This window comes from Collimonas sp. OK412 (assembly GCF_900112135.1).
Classification (GTDB): Bacteria; Pseudomonadota; Gammaproteobacteria; order Burkholderiales; family Burkholderiaceae_D; genus Collimonas; species Collimonas rhizosphaerae.
Genome location: NZ_FOLC01000006.1, coordinates 82,078 through 101,175, shown reverse-complemented (window position 1 = coordinate 101,175; position 19,098 = coordinate 82,078). Strand labels below are relative to the sequence as shown.

Below are 19,098 nucleotides of genomic sequence, written 5' to 3'. Positions count from 1 at the left end.
TTTACTTCTGCGGCAGCGCGCCCGGATTCAAGACATTCTTGGGCGTGCCGCCGGCGAAATCCAGCACATTCTGGAACGCTGCACGGAAATACAGCTCGTAACCATCCTTCTCGACATAACCCAGGTGCGGCGTGGCCAGCACATTCTCCATCCGCAACAGCGGCGAATCCGGCGGCAGCGGCTCGGTCTCGAATACATCCAGCGCCGCAAAACCAGGCCGGCCCTGCTGCAAGGCCGGCAGCAGCGCGCCGTCGGCGACCAGTTCGGCGCGGCTGGTGTTGACAAAGATGGCGCTGGATTTCATCAAGGCCAGGTCAGCTGCCTCGACGATGCCGCGGGTGGCGTCATTAAGGCGCAGATGCAGCGACAGCACATCGGCTTCGGCAAAGAACTGCTGCTTCGACGCTGCGGCTTCGTAACCGTCTTTTTGCGCCGCGGCCAGGCTGGCATCGCGTCCCCATACCAGCACCCGCATGCCGAACGCCTTGCCGTATCCCGCAACCATGCGGCCGATCTTGCCGTAACCCCAGATCCCCAACGTGCGTCCCTTGAGCGCGGTGCCGATGACATCGTTTTGCGGCAGCGCCGACACCGATTGCCATTGCCCTTGCTGCAAGTTGCTGACATAGCGCGCAATGCGGCGGCTGGCGGCCATGACCAGGGCCCAGGTCAGCTCGGCCGGCGCGGTCGGATCGCCGACGCCTTCGACGATGGCGATGCCGCAGTCGGTAGCTGCTTCGACGTCGATATGGCCGCTCACTTTGCCGGTCTGCGAAATCAGTTTCAGCTTCGGCAGTTTTTGCAGCAGCGCCCTGGAAAAACTGCTGCGTTCGCGTATCAATACCAGCGCTTCAAAATCGGCCAGCCGAATTGCCATCTGGCCAACGCCGCGCGCGGAATTGTTGAACACTTTCACCTCGTGGCCCTCCAACATGTTGAAGCTGTCGAGATGGCGGACGCTGTCCTGATAATCATCGAGTATGGCAATTTTCATAGGAGTCTCTGGCTTTACGGAAAGTAAATGCGTGCAAAAAAGTGGAGGAAAACCGCTGTCACGTAATAAAGCAACAGCATCCGGAAAACGGGAAATACCTTACTACAATAGTTGGTCATTTTCACTACAAATCGGGTGTACAATCGGGCCACTTTTCCCAGGAAAAATGCAGTTTGCCGGACCGGACAAGCAGTATCGACCATGGTGTGCGGCCTACGCCGCTGTAAAACCCGCACGATGCCTGTAAATTTGTAGCTGACAGTAAACCCCGGCCCATTATTTCATTTTTTGCTGCCCGCGGCGATGCACAAAGAGCCCGCAGCAAACGCACCAGAATTCAGCCGACCGACACGGCGCGCCAGGCAGGCGCAGGCCGCTGGCAAAGGAAGGCCAGACGCAGATTTCTTTATTGGTATTGGAGGTAGTTTTCATGAATCAACCCCTTATGGGCGGCATTGCTGCAATCAACGCCCCGGCATACGTCAAGCAGCAGAAACTGATCAACTGGGTAGCTGAAGTCGCCGCCCTGACCAAGCCTGACCGCATCTACTGGTGCGACGGCTCGCAGGCTGAATACGATCGCCTGTGCAGCGACATGGTGGCGGCCGGCACCATGAAAAAACTGAACCAGGAAAAACGCCCGAACAGCTACCTGGCTTGCTCCGATCCGTCGGACGTGGCGCGCGTCGAAGACCGCACTTTCATCTGCTCGGCAAAAGAAGAAGACGCCGGCCCGACCAACAACTGGACCGATCCGGCCGAAATGCGCAAGACGCTGCACGGCCTGTTCGACGGCTGCATGCAAGGCCGCACCATGTATGTGGTGCCGTTTTCGATGGGCCCGCTGGGTTCGCCGATCGCCCATATCGGCGTTGAACTGTCCGATTCGCCGTACGTCGCCGTCAACATGCGCATCATGACCCGCATGGGCAAGGCCGTGTGCGATGTGCTGGGCAGCGACGGCGACTTCGTGCCTTGCGTGCACAGCGTCGGCGCACCGCTGGCGGCCGGCCAGAAAGACGTGGCCTGGCCTTGCAATCCGACCAAGTACATCGTCCACTATCCGGAAACCCGTGAAATCTGGTCTTACGGTTCGGGTTACGGCGGCAACGCGCTGCTCGGCAAGAAATGCTTTGCGCTGCGCATCGCTTCAACCATGGGCCGCGACCAGGGCTGGCTGGCGGAACACATGCTGATCCTCGGCGTCGAATCGCCGGCAGGCAAGAAACACTATGTTGCGGCGGCTTTCCCGTCCGCTTGCGGCAAGACCAATTTCGCCATGCTGATCCCGCCTGCAGGTTTCGAGGGCTGGAAAGTCACTACCATCGGCGACGACATCGCCTGGATCAAGCCGGGCGCCGACGGCCGCCTGTACGCCATCAATCCGGAAGCCGGCTATTTCGGCGTCGCTCCGGGCACCAACAACAAGACCAACTACAACTGCATGGCCTCGCTGCGCGAAAACACCATCTTCACCAACGTCGCCCTGACCGACGATGGCGATGTCTGGTGGGAAGGCATGAGCAGCACGGCGCCTGAGCACCTGATCGACTGGCAGGGCAAGGACTGGACGCCGGCCATCGCCAAGGAAACCGGCGCCAAGGCAGCCCATCCGAATGCGCGCTTCACCGTGGCCGCAACCCAGAATCCGGTCATCGACGCCGCCTGGGACGATCCGGCCGGCGTGCCGATCTCTGCCTTCATTTTCGGCGGCCGCCGCTCCACCACCGTGCCGCTGGTAACCGAAGCCCGCAACTGGGTGGAAGGCGTGTACATGGCAGCCACCATGGGTTCGGAAACCACTGCTGCCGCGGCCGGCCAGCAAGGCGTGGTGCGGCGCGATCCGTTCGCCATGCTGCCGTTCATCGGCTACAACATGAGCGACTATTTCCAGCACTGGCTGACATTGGGCGAGAAGCTGGCGCAGCAAGGCGCTGCCGAACTGCCGAAGATCTTCTGCGTCAACTGGTTCCGCACCGGCGCCGACGGCAAGTTCGTCTGGCCTGGCTTTGGCGACAACATGCGCGTGCTGAACTGGATGCTGGACCGGCTCGACGGCAAGCAGGGCGGCGTCGAGCACCTGTTCGGCGTGACGCCGCGTTACGCCGACCTGAACTGGGAAGGACTGGCGTTCAGCGAAGAACAGTTCGAGCGCATCACCGCGATCGACAAGGCTGCCTGGAAAGCGGAAACCGCGCTGCATACGGAACTGTTCGACAAGCTGAAACATCGTTTGCCGAAGCAGTTGGCCGAGGTCAAGCTGGCGCTGGAGAAGCAGCTGGCCGAGTAAGGTCCGGCTCGCATCGCAAAACAGAACGCCCGCGGCTTGCGGGCGTTTTTTTATGTGCGGGCAAAAAAAATCCCCGCCGGCGCTAAGCCGGCGGGGTGAATCCTTCCATCGCAGGAAAGAGGAGACGTCAGAAATTCAGATGACAGCTGTTACAGGCCGTTCAAACCCATCCAGGCCAGAACGCGCGTGGCCACGGCACGCAGCCATTGCAGCACTGCGAAAGTCGGGAAGCCGTCTTCGTCATGGTAAATGTATTGGTGCATGGCAAACTCCTCGTGGTTAATTGTCGTCAAGCGTGTCATCAGTCGCGGCCGGCCAGCAAGCGCAGCTCGGCCGCCAGGTTAGGCTGGCTGGAGGCATGGTCGTTAGCCATGCGGCGTATCAGTTGCTGCCCTTTGAACTTGCTGCGGGCAATCCGCTGCTCCAGCGATTTGCGCGGCTTGATCAGCATCAATGCTGCGCGCAAGATCCCCATCCAAAGCGGTTTGAAATACACCATCAAGGTCGCCAGCGCTCCCAGGCCCAGCAAAGGCCGCAGTGCGGCGGCAGCGGCAGCAAGCAGGGCCGATGCGTCGAACAAGGCGATTTCAGCTGGCAGGGCAAAAGCGAATAAAGACATTGCGACGACTCTTTCATGGTGATGTTGCATTGCAGTATATTCACTACTTAGCGTGCTATCCAATTCTGATTTTGGATATCAGTTATGTGTTCGACGAATAATGTTCTGATGCGGCTGAAGAATGTCTTCCATGTCGTCGTTAATGCATTATGTGTAAGATAAAGCACGGCGGGCATAAGGCAGTCTGGTGGAGTTTCTACTCAGCAATAGTTGCGTATCTAAGACATAATCCAGATTGATATGCATTTTATGTTGTGGTGCAATATTTTCACCCCACTTGAAATCTGTCATTGCGCTTTCATATAACAGTTATAGAATCTGTGAATGTTGCTTTCAGCTAAATTTGCTGTCGCCATATCCATCTAAAAATAATTAACGATAGATCCAACCATGAGCTTCCTGACGCTTGACCTGAACCTGCTGCGTGTCTTCGACGCCGTCATGACCGAGCAGAACCTGACGCGCGCCGCCAGCCGGCTGGCAATGACCCAGCCGGCGGTGTCGAATGCCTTGAAACGCCTGCGCGACACCCTTAACGACGAGCTACTGATCCGCACCGCGCACGGCGTCAAGCCGACCCAGCATGCAGAAGAATTGTGGCCGGTGGTCAGGCGCGCGCTGACCGACCTGGAAACCGCGATCACGCCGGAGACTTTCGATGTCTCGCGCGCCCACACTACTTTCCAGATGGCGATGGCCGACGCCACCGCAGCGTTATGGCTGCCGGCGCTGGTGCGCACCATCGAGCGCAATGCCCCGCAAATGAATATCCGCATGGTGCCGCTGACCACCCGCGATCCGCGCCAGATGCTGTTGCGCGGCGACGTCGACCTGGCGGTCGGCTTTTTCCCCGGCGTCGCGGCGCAACTGGCCGGCGGCCAGACTACCAGCGCCTCGCCGATCCACCACGAACGGCTGTACACCGGCGAATACGTGTGCGTGATGCACAAGGACCATCCGCTCGCCAGCCAGGTGCTGACCCTGGACAATTACTGCGCCTCGCATCATCTGCTGGTGAGTTTTTCCGGCCGGGCGCACGGCTTGATCGATGAAACCCTGGCGGCGATGGGACGCGAGCGGCGCATCCTGCTGACCGTCAACCAGTTCTTCACTGCCGGCCGGGTGGTCGCCAGTTCCGATTTGCTGACGGTCTTGCCGCGCCACCTGATCGGCGCGACCGGCATGACCGATGTCCTGGTGGCGCGCGAACTGCCGTTCCCGACGCCGGCGGTGCACGTCGACATGCTGTGGCACGAACGGGATGCGCGCAATCCGGCGCATAAATGGCTGCGCGGCCACCTGAGCGAAACCGCGCACGAGAAATTCAGCCTGATCGATCCCGAAGACGAAGACTAATCAATCGCGGGCGGCAGTCTCGCGCTGGAACTGCGACAGCTGCCGGTACTGCTGCTCCAGCAGTTTCGGAATAGCCGCATAGATCGGCCACAGGCGGCGGTACAGCGCGACGTTTTCCGCAATCGGCACGTGGCGGTGGGTAGAACCGACCATGGCGCCGATGACATCCAGCGAATCGACCTTGCCCAGTGCGTACAGGCCGAGCACGGCAGCGCCGAGGCAGGACGATTCGACGCTTTCCGGCACCACCACTTCACGCTCGAAAATATCCGCCATCATTTGCCGCCACAGCGCCGAACGGGCAAAGCCGCCGGTCGCCATCATGTGGGTGGTCGGCCCGATCAGGCCCTCGACCGCCGGCAAGATACTGTACAGGCTGAAAATCACGCCTTCCAGCGCGGCCCGGATCATGTGCGGCTTGCCGTGGTGCGTGGCCAGGCCGAAATAAGAGCCGCGCGCATCGGCGTTCCACAGCGGCGCCCGTTCGCCGGCCAGGTAGGGATGGAACAGCAATCCTTCGGCGCCGGCGCTGACACCCTCGGCGATCTTGGTCAACGCATCGTAAGGATCGAGTCCGGCGGCCTTGGCGGCGGCCGATTCGGCGGTGGCCAGCTCATTGCGTACCCAGTGGAAAATGCTGCCGCCGTTGTTGGTGGGGCCGCCGACCACCCAATGCTTGGCGGTCAGGGCATAACAGAAGGTGCGACCGGAGGGATCGGTCAGCGGCTTGTCGATCACGGTCCGCATCGCTCCCGAGGTGCCGATGGTGACGGCCACCTGGCCAGGGCCGATGGCGTTGACGCCGAGATTGGACAGCACGCCATCGTTGGCGCCGATCACGAACGGCGTCGCCGGCGACAAGCCCAGCTGCTGCGCCATGGCCGGCGCCAGGCCGTTCAGGTGATGGGTGGTCGGCACCAGTTTAGACAATTGCTGCGGGCCGATGCCTAGCAGTTCCAGCGCACCCTGGTCCCAGTCCAGCTGCTGCAGGTTGAACATGCCGGTGGCGGAGGCGATCGAATGGTCGACCAGCCATTCGCCGAACAGGCGGTACAGCACATATTCCTTCATGCCGACAAACCGCGCGGTGCGCGCAAACAACTGCGGCTGGTCGTGGCGCAGCCACATGATCTTGCACAGCGGCGACATCGGGTGGATGGGCGTGCCGGTGCGCAGGTAGATTTCATGGCCGCCCAGTTCGTCGCGGATGCGGTTGGCCCATGCGCCGGCGCGGTTGTCGCCCCAGGTAATGCTGTTGCTCAGCAATTCGCCGTCCGGGCCGACTGCAATCACGCTATGCATGGCGGCGCTGAAGGACACCAGCGCAATCTGCGCGGACTCGACATGGCTGTTGCCGACGGCGTTGCTGATAGCGCTCAGCACGGCTTCGTAAATCTGCTGCGGATCTTGCTCGGCCATGCCCGGCGTGGTGCACAGCAGGGGATATTCCACCGCGTGCTGCGCCACCACTTGTCCCTCGGTGGTGAACAGCACCGCCTTGGTGCTGGTGGTGCCGATATCTACGCCGAGCATGTATTCTGGCTGGTGTTGCATGAACTACCTCGTGATGAAATGAGTAAGCGACTGGTAATGGGCAGCCATCCTGCCTGGACAGCCGTCCGCCGCGCCCGCTTCATTGTAGTACTTGCCGGCGGCGGCGAGTGGCTGCAATAATACACCAGATGTTAGCGCTAACATCGCATCTCTTGACGCAACGGAAAGTGATATTGCAGACTGCTAGTATCCTTACTCCAAGGAAACTATAACAATACGGCATGGCTTGCGTGTAACATTGGTCGCGCTAGCCAAATGAACAAGATTCCATTGCCAGTCACATATCTTTAGGACCAGGCGGAATAATGAGCAGGCTGATGAACAGGCTGCCGCAGCGAGCTAAATGCAAAGAACCCATAAAATGCCATCGTTACCATGACCAGCCCGGAACTCAAGCCACAACGCCATAGCCGCGCCAGCGGCAGGGTAACCATCGTCGACGTTGCGCGCCTGGCGCGGGTCAGCCCGATGACTGTGTCGCGCGCCCTGAAAACCCCCGCGCTGGTGCAGCTGGAAGCGCGCGACCGGATTGCGGCGGCGATCAAGCAGCTCGGTTATGTGCCGAACCAGGCCGCCAGCACGCTGGCCTCGGCCAAATCGCAGGTGATCGGCGTGATCGTGCCATCGCTCAGCAACTCGGTGTTCGTGGATACGCTGACCGGCATCCGCGACAGCCTGAACCAGCACGGCTACAAATTCCTGATCGGCGAAAGCAGCTATTCGCCGGACAAGGAAAGCCAGCTGATCAGCACGTACCTGGCGCATGCGCCGGACGGCTTTTTGCTGAGCGGCATAGAACAGCAGGATGCGCTGCGCGAACAGCTGGCAACGCACAATGTGCCGGCCGTGCGCATGTTCGACCTGAATCCCGGAAACAGCGAGGTCACGGTTGGTTTTTCGCATGAAGAAGCGGGTTACAGCATCGCCCGCCACCTGATCGCGCGCGGCTACCGCCAGCCCGGCTTTCTCGGCGCCCAGCTCGATCCCCGCATGATGAAACGCCGGCACGGCTTTCGCAAGGCATTGTCGGAAGCAGGCATGAACCCTGAGGTGGAAGTGTTGACGCCGGTGCCGTCGACGGTAGAACTCGGCACCAAGATGCTGGGCCAGATCCTGCAGCAGGCGCCGGCTTGCGATGCCGTGTTTTGCTGCAACGACGACTTGGCGCTTGGAGTCTTGTTCGAGTGCCAGCGGCGCGGCCTGTCGGTGCCGGGCCAGATGGCGATCGCAGGGTTCAACGATTTGCCGTGGTCAGCCTTCGCCAATCCCGGCATCACCACGATAGTCACGCCGCGTTACGACATCGGCTTTACCGCCGCCCAGTTACTGATCAAGCTGCTCAGGCACGAACCGCTGGAAACAACCAGCGTCGACCTCGGCTTCAAGCTGGCGATACGCAGCAGCACCTGAGCAGCAAACAGGACTCCGATCAATGCAGATCCGGCAAAGCCTTGGTACGTTCAATTCGCACAGCCTGCAATTCGCTCGGATCCAGCGCCAGCAATGACAGGATTGTCGGGGCAATCTGCGTTGTCTCGACATGATCGTCATTCGATTGGCGGGCGATGCCGGCCCCCCATACCACGATAGGAACATGTCTATCCTGATGCGCGTTGCCGCCATGCTCGGCGATCTTGGACAGCTTGCCGCCGGCCCAGACGACTCCTTGCTGCGCGATACCGACTACATCGGGAACGCGTTCATCGCCACGCCTGGTGCCGAATAAATCTTCAGCCTCTTCTCCGGCATAGATTCTTGTGACGCCAGCTTGCGTAAATGGCTTGGAGATGCTGTTGCCCAAAGCATCCGAGCCGATGCCGGCGCCCGAATAAGCAAGCAGGAAATTCTTCGCAAAGCGCGTTGCTTTAGCCGAGCGGTCGGTGAGCCACATCAGGATGCCGTCGTCATCGATTGCATGGGCAACCAGATGGGTTTGGCTGGGGTCTTTGCAGCCCGCACTATTGTTTTCCCAAGCGCAGTTCAATGCGTCAATCATGTCGCCGTCATTGATGATCGTCAGCGCCGTGCGGTTTTGCGGTGATTGGCCATGTTTTGCGGAGAGCACCACCACCGTTTTGCGGAGATCAAGCGCGCTGATGATGGCCTTGAGCTGGCCGTCCACAAAAGTTAATGCGCTTTGCAATACCGGCCCTGGCACCGCGCCATTCAAGGTGTAGCCGCCCAGGCCGTTGGTCATGATGGTGCTGGGATTTTCCGGGTCGATGTAGTAGTTCGATTTGTTGAGTTTCTGCGCGGTGGAGACAGCCTGGAAGTTCATGCCGAAAATGGCGGGAACGCCCAGCGAGTTATTGCCGGCGTGATCCAAGCCCTTGGCCCAATTCACGACGGCCTTTACTTTGAAGGCATCGTATTTTTGGGTATTGGCGTTGTCCTTGGTCCAGTCGTCGCCGGGACCGGCAGGTGCTGACGGATCGGTGACTGAACTGTTGATTTCAGGTGCGAACAAGTCGTCGATTCCCTTGCCGGACGGGCCATTGAGAATGTCATATGCCGCGTGCTTGTCCGACCATGCTGTACGCAAATGATGCTGCTTCGCTACTTCAAAAATCGTGTTCACTTGAAGATACTGATGCGGATACACCGGCAAACATGTTTTGGGATCTACCGGCAATGTTTTCGGATCCAGCAAATCTTGTGCATGGCCAGTCAGCTGAGATATTTTTGTGAAGTCGGAATACAACCCGGGAATCTGCTGGCCGCTGTCCAAGCGGTTCATGTCCTTTGCGCTGACTTCCGCGTAGTAAACTTCCGCCCCCGGTTTCGCTCCCGCGCAGCTGGTTGTTCCCGCAGGCAGCAGCCCTCGGCTGTAGGCGTCATCGTAATAGATACCCGTGGTTTTTGGATTGCCGCCAGTGAGCTGGCCGACCATGCCTGGAAATGAATCCGAAGGGAAGGGGGTTCTGGCGTTGGTATAGCTGGCGCCTTCACGCACCATGCGCGCGAGGGTGGATTGCGGATACGCGGTAACAAACCAGTCAAGGTCGGCTTGGTGCATGCCGTCGACTGAAATGAGTAGGACATGCTTGGCTGGCTGTTTTTTTGCATCCGTTTCGTCGGCATGGCTCAACGTCGCCGCACTTGCGAAGAAAGAAAGCATCAGCGCCAAGGTGATTTTTTTCGAGGTTTGCATAGTTATTTTCCTATAGGGAGGATAGTGAAAAAAACTGGAATGAAGAAACTCGACGTCAAGCATAAGCCTCGTATGTGACCGGACAATTACGTACGGCAATATTTTCGAATGCTTGTCAAAGGCGCATGCAGCCGTGTTGCAGATGTGTTTTTGAAATAAAAAAGGGCCGTAAAAAAAAGAAGCAGAGTCAAATATCCACCGGGGAAAATTCAACTCTGCTTCTTTTATTCCAGCAGGCAGGAACCATGCGGCGAGCGCTGGCGGCCTGGGCCGATTCTTAGCGAATCGGCAGCTTTGTAGTGTGCTTGACCTCTTCCATCACCGCGTAAGTATGCGTCTCGCGCACGCCCTTGAGCTGCAGCAGCGACTTGCCGAGAAACTCGCGGTAGGCGTTCATGTCCTTGACGCGCGCCTTGACCAGGTAATCGAAACCGCCGGCCACCATGTGGCACTCCAGTACCTCGGGGATGATCTGCACGCTCTGGCTGAACGCCTCGAAAACTTCCGGCGTGGTGCGGTCCAGCACCACTTCGATAAACACCAGCAGGGCGACGTCCAGCAACTGCGGATTGAGCTGGGCGGTGTAATGCAGGATATAACCGGCTTCCTGCAGTTTGCGCACGCGCTCCAGGCAAGCGGCGGGTGACAAGTTGACGCGAGCAGACAGATCGACATTGCTGATACGACCATCGTTCTGCAGTTCGGCCAGGATTTTCTTACTAATCTTGTCAAGCATGCACTATCTTCCGAAAAATTTTATTCGGTTAAATTTTCTCACCAATAACAAAATTTTGATAGCGGCCATTATTACCAGAATTAATCCATGCCGATGCCGCCTACAATCGAACAACTTCACTTTCCTGAACAATTAAACACGTCGTCGTGAATAATGCTCTCCGGAAATTAACAAAGCCAATATCCTCACCGAGACAACCGCCATGCCGCCGCTACAGCCGTCATCCCAGCCAGACACTACTTCTCCCGCCATGTTCAGCCCCGCATTTACCGTCTTCCACCAGGAAGTCATGACCGGCCCGACGCCATTGCGCGCCGCCATCACCGCCGCTTACCGGCGCGATGAAATCCTGGCCGTGCAATGGCTGCTGGCGCAGGTGCAGACCAGCGCCGGCTCGTATGCCGCCAGCCAGGCGCTGGCGCGCAAGCTGGTGCAGGCGGTGCGCGAAAAACGCACGCGCGCCTCAGGCGTCGATGCCTTGATGCATGAATTTTCGCTGTCGTCGGAAGAAGGCGTGGCGCTGATGTGCCTGGCCGAAGCGCTGTTGCGCATCCCCGATCACCAGACCGCCGACCGCCTGATCGCCGACAAGATCAGCAAGGGCGACTGGGGCAGCCACCTGGGCGAATCGCCGTCGCTGTTCGTCAATGCCGCTACCTGGGGTTTGCTGATCACCGGCAAGCTGGTCGCCACCAACAGCGAACGCGGACTGGGTTCGGCGCTCACCAAGCTGATCGGGCGCGGCGGCGAGCCGCTGATCCGCAAGGGCGTCGATGTCGCCATGCGCATGCTGGGCAACCAGTTCGTCACCGGCCAGACCATCGCCGAAGCGCTCAGCAACAGCCGCGACAATGAAAAACGCGGCTATCGCTATTCCTACGACATGCTGGGCGAAGCGGCGTTAACCGAAGAAGATGCGGCCGCCTATTACCGCTCGTATGAAGACGCCATCCATGCCATCGGCAAGGCATCGAACGGCCGCGGCATCAAGCAAGGGCCGGGCATCTCGGTCAAGCTGTCAGCGTTGCACCCGCGTTATTCGCGCGCGCAACGCCAGCGCACCATGGAAGAGTTGCTGCCGCGCCTGAAACAGCTGCTGCTGCTGGCCAAGCAATACGACATCGGCCTCAACATCGACGCCGAAGAAGCCGATCGCCTGGAACTGTCGCTGGACCTGATGGAAGCACTGGCGTTCGACGCCGACCTGGCCGGCTTCGAGGGCATCGGTTTTGTGGTGCAGGGCTACCAGAAACGCTGTCCTTTCGTGATCGACTACCTGGTCGACCTGGCGCGCCGCAGCGGCCGCAAGTTCATGGTGCGGCTGGTCAAGGGCGCGTATTGGGATTCCGAAATCAAGCGCGCGCAAGTCGACGGCCTGCCTGGCTTCCCGGTCTATACGCGCAAGGTGTATACCGACGTTTCCTACCTGACCTGCGCCCAGAAACTGCTGGCGTCCACCGATGTCATCTATCCGCAGTTCGCCACGCATAACGCGCATACGTTGGCGACCATCTATAGCTGGGCGCAAGAAAAAAACATCACTGATTATGAATTCCAGTGCCTGCACGGCATGGGCGAAACCCTGTACGACCAAGTGGTCGGCAAGGACATGCTGGACAAGCCTTGCCGGATCTATGCGCCGGTCGGTTCGCACCAGACGCTGCTGGCTTACCTGGTGCGGCGCCTGCTGGAAAACGGCGCCAATTCTTCGTTCGTAAACCAGATCGTCGATGAGAGCGTGACCATCGATTCACTCATCGCCGATCCGCTGCAAGCCGCGCAACAGCTCGGCGGCGAGCCGCATCCGCAGATTGCCCTGCCGCCGGCCATGTACGGCGCGGAGCGCAAGAATTCGGCTGGCCTTGACTTGAGCAACGAGGAAGTACTGCGCGAGATCGACAACGCCTTCAGCGTATTCGGCAAGCAGCAGTGGCACGCAACGCCAATGCTCGCCGAACCGAAAACCTACAGCCAGGCCGCGCGTCCGGTATTGAATCCGGCCGACCAGCGCGACGTGGTGGGCAGTGTCGTCGAAGCCAGCGTGGCCGATGTCGACAAAGCCTTGCATGCCGCCAGCGTCTACGCCATGGACTGGCAAACCCTGCCGCCGGCGGAACGCGCCGACAAGCTGGAACGCGCCGCAGCCCTGTTTGAAGTCCATCAGCTGGAACTGATCGCACTGGCAATCCGCGAAGCAGGGAAGTCATTGCCGAACGCCATCGCCGAAGTGCGCGAAGCGGTCGATTTCCTGCGTTACTACGCAGCGCAGGTGCGGCATGTCCAGAATGCCTTGGCGCTGGGGCCGGTGGTATGCATCAGCCCGTGGAATTTCCCGCTGGCGATTTTCATCGGCGAGGTCAGCGCTGCGCTGGCCGCCGGCAACGTGGTGCTGGCGAAGCCGGCGGAGCAGACGCCGCTGATCGCAGCGCGCGCGGTGCAATTGCTGCACGAGGCCGGCGTGCCGCAGGCAGCATTGCAATTCCTGCCGGGCCAGGGCGACACCGTCGGCGCCGCGCTGACCGCCGATGCGCGCGTCAAGGGCGTGATCTTCACCGGTTCGACCGAGGTCGCGCAGATCATCAACCGCACCTTGGCCAAGCGTTCGCTGGCAGAGTCGGTGGACTTGCCGCTGATCGCTGAAACCGGCGGCCAGAATGCCCTGATCGTCGATTCCAGCGCGCTGCCGGAACAAGTGGTGCAAGACGTGCTGAATTCCGCCTTCGACAGCGCCGGCCAGCGCTGTTCCGCCTTGCGCGTGCTGTGCCTGCAAAACGATATCGCCGACCGCACCCTGCATATGCTGAAGGGCGCGATGCAGGAACTGCGGATCGGCAATCCGGACCGCCTGGCTACCGACATCGGTCCGGTGATCGACGCCGATGCACAAGGCCAGCTGCTGGCGCATATCGAAAAGATGCGCGCCACGGCGAAAGATTTCTACCAGCTGCCGCTGCCGGCCGAGCAAAGCAACGGCACCTTCGTTGCCCCGACGCTGATCGAAATCGGTTCCATGTCGGAGCTGAAACGCGAAGTATTCGGCCCGGTGCTGCATGTGCTGCGTTATGCGCGCAATGAGCTGCCGCAACTGATCGACGCCATCAACGGCAGCGGTTACGGCCTGACCCTGGGCATCCACTCGCGCATCGACGAAACCATCGATTTCATCGTCGCTCACGCTCATGTCGGCAATATCTATGTCAATCGCAATATCGTCGGCGCGGTGGTCGGCGTGCAGCCGTTTGGCGGCGAAGGAAAATCCGGCACAGGGCCGAAAGCCGGCGGACCTTTGTACCTGAAACGCCTGCAGCGCAATCCCGCGGTGTCGCTGGGAGCGCACACGATCCATGCGCCGAATCCGGAAGCTGAGAACGCCACCCCGGTGCTGCAAGCCTTGCTGAGCTGGGCCAGGACGCATGGCCATCAACGCATCGCGGCGCTGGGCGAGGAATACATGCACGCCAGCTGGCTCGGCACTTCGCTGGTGCTGCCGGGTCCGACCGGCGAACGCAACAGCCTGTCGTTTGCGCCGCGCGGCGCGATCCTGTGCAGCGCGGATAACGTCGGCGCCATGCTGAACCAGCTGGCGGCGGTGTTCGCTACCGGCAACCTGCCGGTGGTCGAAGCCAGTTCGTCCGCCATGATTCCGGAAGGTTTGCCGCGCGCGGTGCGCGCCGCGATCCGCGTGGTCGACCAGCTTGCCGGCAACGACCACGCCAGGCGCTTGCAGCTGGCCCTGGTCGACGGCGCCGGCACCGCGCGCCTGCGTCCTTTGCTGACGGCGCTCGGAGAACAAAGCGGGGCGCTGGTGCCTTTGCTGGAAACGTCGGAATACGCTTCGATTCCCTTGTGGCGCCTGCTGGCCGAACGTGCGGTTTGCGTCAACACCACGGCCGCCGGCGGCAACGCCAGCCTGATGACCTTGCAAGCTTAAGCACAGCAAACCCGACAGCGTCCGCTGTAAATGAAAAGGCTGGCTGAACCCTGTGTTCAGCCAGCCTTTTTTATTGCGCCGTGATGCTTGCCGCGGCTCGCCTTAACGGCATTTTTGCGATGCACTCATTTGTGTTCGTCATCCTTTTTTTGCGGATGGACATTGTTGGCATGAGGCTGCTCGTGATTTTGCTGAGGCGGATGCTGGACCTGCGGTTGTGGCGGCTGTGGCCGTGGCTGCTGCATTTGCGGCTGAGGCTGAGGCTGAGGTTGCGGTCGCGGTTGCTGCACCTGAGGTTGTGGTGGCTGTGGCCGTGGCTGCTGTACCTCTGGCCGTGGTTGCTGTGCCTGCGGCTGTGCTTGCGGCCGCCATTCCGGCCGGTTCGGTTCCTGATGTATCTGCTGGGCAGGGTGCTGGGCCTGTTCCGGCTGCCGGTTGGGCAGGTTTTGCGGCTGAGGCTGGGGTTGGAATTGCGGCTGCGGCGTCGGCTGCGGTCTTGCCGCTTCCGGCGCGGCAGGGCGATTGGCGTTGGGTCGCGGCACATTGCCGTTGAAAGGATTCTTGTGCAGGTTCACAGGGCTTTCTGCTTCCAGGTTCCTCGGCTGGACCGGATGCCGGTTCTGCGCGTTTTGCTGTAGCTGGTTCGGCACCGGGTTCTGTCCCGGCTGACCGGCAGCCGGATGTCCCGGTTCGCCGGCCTGCGGCTGGCCTGGAGCGGGCCGGATGAATCCCGGGCGCGCCAGTTGATTGGCGTTAGGCACGGCGCCGTTGGCTTGCGGCGGGACCTTGCCGAAGTCGGGCCGGCTCATGTGGCTGAAATCCGGCTGGCCATGATTCTGCCGCGGATTGCCGGCAAATGGCGCGGCATTCTGGTTCGGACGCTGCTGCGCTTGCGGCTGCGGCTGTGCAGGATTCGCTTGCACTGCCGGATTCGGCCGCTGCGCATTGAAGAAATTGGCCGCGCCGCCGCCCGGCTGGCCGGGGGGGCGCCCGCCGTTGGCCACGGCAGGATTGTTGTTGCCGGGGCCGCCAAAATTATTGCGCGTGTTGGTGATCGTGTTGTTGTTATTCACCGTACTGTTGTTGTAGGTGTTGTTGTAGTTGTTGGTCACGCGGTTGACGATAGTCGTGGAGCGCGACACATAGGTATTGTTGTTATACACAACCGCAGGCCGATGCCAGCCATGATCGCGGTCGCCATCGCCGCGCCAGTTGCCGCCGCCGCCTTCGCCGCCCCAGTGCACACCCCAGGAATTCCAGCCCCAGTCGTGATGGCTGATCACCGCACCGACCGCAATGCCGAGGCCGAAGGTAATCACGCCGGCAGTCACTATCTCGCCAGGCGGGTAATAGGGAGCAGGAGGTTCGTAGGCATAGCCGGGATAGACCGGCAGCGGCTGGCCATAGACCACGCCGGGGTTGTAGGCCGGCACGTACACCACGTCAGGCTCGGCCGGTTCGATCACGATGGTTTCCGGCGGCGGCGGGATCATTTCCGGTCCGGCGTAGACCAGCGGCTCGCCGGGCGGCGGTGCATAGTCGCTGGGCGGAGCCGGCTGCACGCGCGGCCGTACGGCGATCCGCTGCTGCCTGGTGTCCTTCAGGTTGCCGCTGCTGGCGGCGCGCTGGCGCATTACCTGGATCGCGTTCATGACATCGGTCGGATCGTTGACATACGCGTCGCCAAGGGCCGAAGTCCACGGAATGTTGCGCGCCATCTGGTCCAGCACGCTGGGAAACTGCGTCAAGCCTTTTACGCTGACGTCCCAGGGCTGCTGGTTGGCTGCGTCCTGCAGCTGGGCGCCCTTCAAGTTCTTGTTTTGCGCCAGCCAGTTGTCGGCAGCGGTGATCTGGTCGGGATAGCTGGATGCCGCCAGTACTTGCGCCACCAGCTTGTCGGGAAACAGGGCGATCGGCCCGACCAGCTGATACAGCTGGTCCGCGGTTGGCGGCACATAGGCCGGAGCCGCCTGCGCTTGCGGCGCCTGCGGCGCGGCCGTGGCAGGCGCAGCGTCGGGCTTTTTGTCGCAGGCTGCCAGCGGCAGCACCGCTACGCAGACGCTCAGCATCAGCGACATCGAAGTATTTTTATTATTGCTCATTTTTTGCTCCAGACTACGAGGAATGGACGGTAGTTACACGCTAGCACGGCAACTTGGCTACGCAACACCGGGTTACAAACGCTTGCATGTCTCACACAAATGCAGGAGGTCAGTCTCTAGATAACGTCTCATCACCGGGTCTCGATGACATACACTCTCATCAGTTTATTATTGGTAGAGCGGCAAGCACGGCAATCTAGACACTTGTCAAATTGAACTTTTTCATCGCGACTTACCTCACAACCTTATGACTGCCTCTACATTTCCCTCGCTGCGGCGCCCGGTTCGATGGCTGTTATGGTCGATTGCGGCATTGATTGCTTTGATCGCCCTCTGCGTGGCGCTGCTGCTCACATTCGACTGGAACCGCGCCAAGCCGTGGTTGAACCAGCGGGTCAGCGAGGCCACCGGACGCAATTTCGCGATCCGCGGCGACCTGGTGCTTACCTGGCAAAAATCGCAGGCCGACCTCGACAGCTGGCGCCGCTGGGTGCCCTGGCCGCGCCTGAGCGCCAAGGACATCGTGCTGGACAATCCCGACTGGGCCAAGACCGGCCCGCACATGGCGGAGATCGGCCAGCTGACGTTTTCATTGAGTCCTTTGCCCTTGCTCGCGCACCGCATCGTGATACCGTCGCTGGAGCTCGATACGCCAAGCATCGCGCTGGAACGCAAGCCGGATGGCGACAATAACTGGACGTTCAAATCCAGCGGACCGTCAGCCTGGCAGCTGGAACTGCAAAAGCTGGCCCTGGCGAAAGGCACGGTGAGGTTGCTGGACCCCATCAGCAAGCTCAATATCAAGGCTGACATAGACAGCTTGCCGGCAGCCAGCGCCGAAGGTTACGGCATCGGCTGGAAGGTCGGCGGCACGTTCAACAAGGCTGCCGTCAGCGGCAGCGGCAAAGCCGGCGCGGTGCTGTCGCTGCAAAATTCCACCACGCCCTATCCGCTGCAGGCCAGCGTCAATATCGGCAAGACCGCGATTGCCATCCAGGGCACGCTGACCAAGCCGAGCGACCTGGCGGCGCTGGACTTGCGTTTGAAACTGTCGGGCGCCAGCATGTCGAACCTGTATCCGCTGACCGGCATCGTGCTGCCGGCGACGCCGCCGTTCGCCACCGAAGGGCGGCTGGTCGGCAAGCTCAACAGCGCCGGCGGCGACTGGACCTACGATAAATTCAGCGGCCGCGTCGGCTCCAGCGACTTGTCCGGCACGCTGGAATACATCGCGCAGAAACCACGGTCTTTGCTGAAAGGCTCGCTGCTGTCCAACCAGCTCAAGCTGCAGGACCTGGCGCCGCTGATCGGCGCCGATTCGAACGCCAGCAAGGCCAATCGTGGCGACGGCGTGGCGCAGCCGAGCAACAAGGTGCTGCCGGTGGAGCAGTTCGATACCGCGCGCTGGGGCAGCATCGATGCCGACGTCAAATTCACCGGCCGCAAGATTATCCGCGACAAGGACCTGCCGATCCAGGACCTGGTCGCCGACCTGCACTTGAAGGACAGTGTGCTGTCGTTGACGCCGTTGAACTTTGGCGTGGCTGGCGGCAACCTGGTTTCCAACATCAAGCTCGACGGCAGCAACAAGCTGATCAAGGCGGAAATGAAAATCTCGGCGCGCCACCTGAAAATCAAGCAGCTGTTCCCGACGCTGGCGTCGGCCCAGGCCAGCCTGGGTGAAATAAACGGCGACGCCTCTCTGTCCGCTGTCGGCAACTCGGTGGCCAGCCTGCTGGCCAGCTCGAACGGCGAACTGAAAACCCTGATCAACCAAGGCACCATCAGCAAGTTCTTGCTGGAGGCGGCTGGCCTGAACATCGGCAATGTGGTGATTTCCAAGCTGTTCGGCGACAAGCAGGTGAAGCTCAATTGCCTGGCCAGCGATTTTGCCGTGACCAACGGCGTGATGGACGCCCGCACCTTCGTGATGGATACCGACGACGCCATCATCAATGTCGAAGGCCAGGTCAATCTCGCCCAGGAGTCGCTGGCGCTGACCATCAATCCGAAGACCAAGGGCTTGCGCATCTTCTCGCTCAGGTCGCCGCTGCACGTCACAGGCAGCTTCAAGAACCCGGACGTAGGGGTGGACAAGGGTGTGCTGGCCTTGAAGGCTGGCGGTGCGATTGCGCTCGGCGTACTGGCTCCGGTGGCGGCAGTGCTGCCATTGATCAATATCAGCCCGGACCAGCAGAGCGATTGCGCCGGCCTGCTGGCGCTGGCCAAGGAAAAGCCGGTGGCGCCGCCGCCCGGCAAGACGCTGCGTCCAAAGAAAACGCACTAGCCTTCATTTTCCTGCCGGATACGGCCGGACCGCCTGGTCCGGCCCGTAATTTCAATTGATCCCACCATTCAGGCGACC

The 19,098-nt window shown here is 60.6% G+C and carries 11 protein-coding genes; 5 read left to right on the top strand and 6 right to left on the bottom strand.

Annotated elements, in window-relative coordinates; all coding sequences use genetic code 11:
- Position 1: 1 nt before the first annotated feature.
- Entirely contained in the window at positions 2-994 is a 993-nt protein-coding gene (locus tag BM062_RS08710) for a D-2-hydroxyacid dehydrogenase family protein (RefSeq protein WP_092395855.1), read from the bottom strand.
- Positions 995-1,424: 430 nt separating this feature from the next.
- On the opposite strand from BM062_RS08710, the gene BM062_RS08705 reads away from it, so the two are divergent.
- On the top strand, positions 1,425-3,284 hold the full coding sequence (locus BM062_RS08705; protein WP_092395853.1) for a phosphoenolpyruvate carboxykinase (GTP): 1,860 nt from the start codon (positions 1,425-1,427) through the stop codon (positions 3,282-3,284).
- Positions 3,285-3,585: 301 nt separating this feature from the next.
- On the opposite strand, the gene BM062_RS08700 is transcribed toward BM062_RS08705, so the two are convergent.
- Positions 3,586-3,903, bottom strand: coding sequence for a hypothetical protein (locus BM062_RS08700; RefSeq protein ID WP_092395851.1), 318 nt, complete (start codon positions 3,901-3,903; stop codon positions 3,586-3,588).
- A 390-nt stretch (positions 3,904-4,293) separates the two neighbouring features.
- Between BM062_RS08700 and BM062_RS08695 the strand changes: the two genes are divergently transcribed.
- On the top strand, positions 4,294-5,259 hold the full coding sequence (locus BM062_RS08695; protein ID WP_092395849.1) for a LysR family transcriptional regulator: 966 nt from the start codon (positions 4,294-4,296) through the stop codon (positions 5,257-5,259).
- On the opposite strand, the gene gntK is transcribed toward BM062_RS08695, so the two are convergent.
- Complete coding sequence (gene gntK, locus BM062_RS08690) at positions 5,260-6,813, bottom strand: gluconokinase (RefSeq protein ID WP_092395847.1); 1,554 nt, start codon at positions 6,811-6,813, stop codon at positions 5,260-5,262.
- Between the two features lie 375 nt (positions 6,814-7,188).
- Here gntK and BM062_RS08685 point away from each other — a divergent pair, with 375 nt between their 5' ends.
- Complete coding sequence (locus BM062_RS08685) at positions 7,189-8,223, top strand: HTH-type transcriptional regulator GntR (RefSeq protein WP_092395845.1); 1,035 nt, start codon at positions 7,189-7,191, stop codon at positions 8,221-8,223.
- 19 nt (positions 8,224-8,242) lie between these two features.
- Here the strand turns inward: BM062_RS08685 and BM062_RS08680 are convergent, their stop codons facing one another.
- Both BM062_RS08680 and BM062_RS08675 read right to left on the bottom strand, forming a co-directional pair.
- Positions 8,243-10,027 (bottom strand): alkaline phosphatase family protein, encoded by a 1,785-nt coding sequence (locus tag BM062_RS08680; protein ID WP_254785008.1) that lies wholly within the window; start codon positions 10,025-10,027, stop codon positions 8,243-8,245.
- Positions 10,028-10,241: 214 nt separating this feature from the next.
- A complete protein-coding gene (locus tag BM062_RS08675; RefSeq protein WP_014008389.1) occupies positions 10,242-10,700 on the bottom strand; it encodes an Lrp/AsnC ligand binding domain-containing protein in 459 nt (152 codons plus the stop codon).
- A gap of 250 nt (positions 10,701-10,950) precedes the next feature.
- Between BM062_RS08675 and putA the strand changes: the two genes are divergently transcribed.
- Positions 10,951-14,631: a trifunctional transcriptional regulator/proline dehydrogenase/L-glutamate gamma-semialdehyde dehydrogenase gene (putA, locus tag BM062_RS08670; RefSeq protein WP_092395841.1), complete on the top strand. Its 3,681-nt coding sequence runs from the start codon at positions 10,951-10,953 to the stop codon at positions 14,629-14,631.
- 125 nt (positions 14,632-14,756) lie between these two features.
- On the opposite strand, the gene BM062_RS08665 is transcribed toward putA, so the two are convergent.
- Positions 14,757-16,733 (bottom strand): DUF3300 domain-containing protein, encoded by a 1,977-nt coding sequence (locus BM062_RS08665; protein ID WP_092395839.1) that lies wholly within the window; start codon positions 16,731-16,733, stop codon positions 14,757-14,759.
- 247 nt (positions 16,734-16,980) lie between these two features.
- Between BM062_RS08665 and BM062_RS08660 the strand changes: the two genes are divergently transcribed.
- The gene (locus BM062_RS08660; RefSeq protein ID WP_092395837.1) at positions 16,981-19,020 is read left to right on the top strand and encodes an AsmA family protein; all 2,040 of its coding nucleotides are present in this window, start codon (positions 16,981-16,983) and stop codon (positions 19,018-19,020) included.
- The last annotated feature ends 78 nt before the right edge of the window (positions 19,021-19,098 follow it).

Bases quoted from the DNA above. Each gene is read 5' to 3' on its own strand.
- BM062_RS08695 (WP_092395849.1), top strand. From the start codon at position 4,294: ATGAGCTTCCTGACGCTTGACCTGAACCTGCTGCGTGTCTTCGACGCC.
- gntK (WP_092395847.1), bottom strand. From the start codon at position 6,813: ATGCAACACCAGCCAGAATACATGCTCGGCGTAGATATCGGCACCACC.
- BM062_RS08675 (WP_014008389.1), bottom strand. From the start codon at position 10,700: ATGCTTGACAAGATTAGTAAGAAAATCCTGGCCGAACTGCAGAACGAT.
- BM062_RS08710 (WP_092395855.1), bottom strand. From the start codon at position 994: ATGAAAATTGCCATACTCGATGATTATCAGGACAGCGTCCGCCATCTC.
- putA (WP_092395841.1), top strand. From the start codon at position 10,951: ATGTTCAGCCCCGCATTTACCGTCTTCCACCAGGAAGTCATGACCGGC.
- BM062_RS08705 (WP_092395853.1), top strand. From the start codon at position 1,425: ATGAATCAACCCCTTATGGGCGGCATTGCTGCAATCAACGCCCCGGCA.
- BM062_RS08660 (WP_092395837.1), top strand. From the start codon at position 16,981: ATGACTGCCTCTACATTTCCCTCGCTGCGGCGCCCGGTTCGATGGCTG.
- BM062_RS08680 (WP_254785008.1), bottom strand. From the start codon at position 10,027: ATGCTTGACGTCGAGTTTCTTCATTCCAGTTTTTTTCACTATCCTCCC.
- BM062_RS08700 (WP_092395851.1), bottom strand. From the start codon at position 3,903: ATGTCTTTATTCGCTTTTGCCCTGCCAGCTGAAATCGCCTTGTTCGAC.
- BM062_RS08685 (WP_092395845.1), top strand. From the start codon at position 7,189: ATGACCAGCCCGGAACTCAAGCCACAACGCCATAGCCGCGCCAGCGGC.
- BM062_RS08665 (WP_092395839.1), bottom strand. From the start codon at position 16,733: ATGAGCAATAATAAAAATACTTCGATGTCGCTGATGCTGAGCGTCTGC.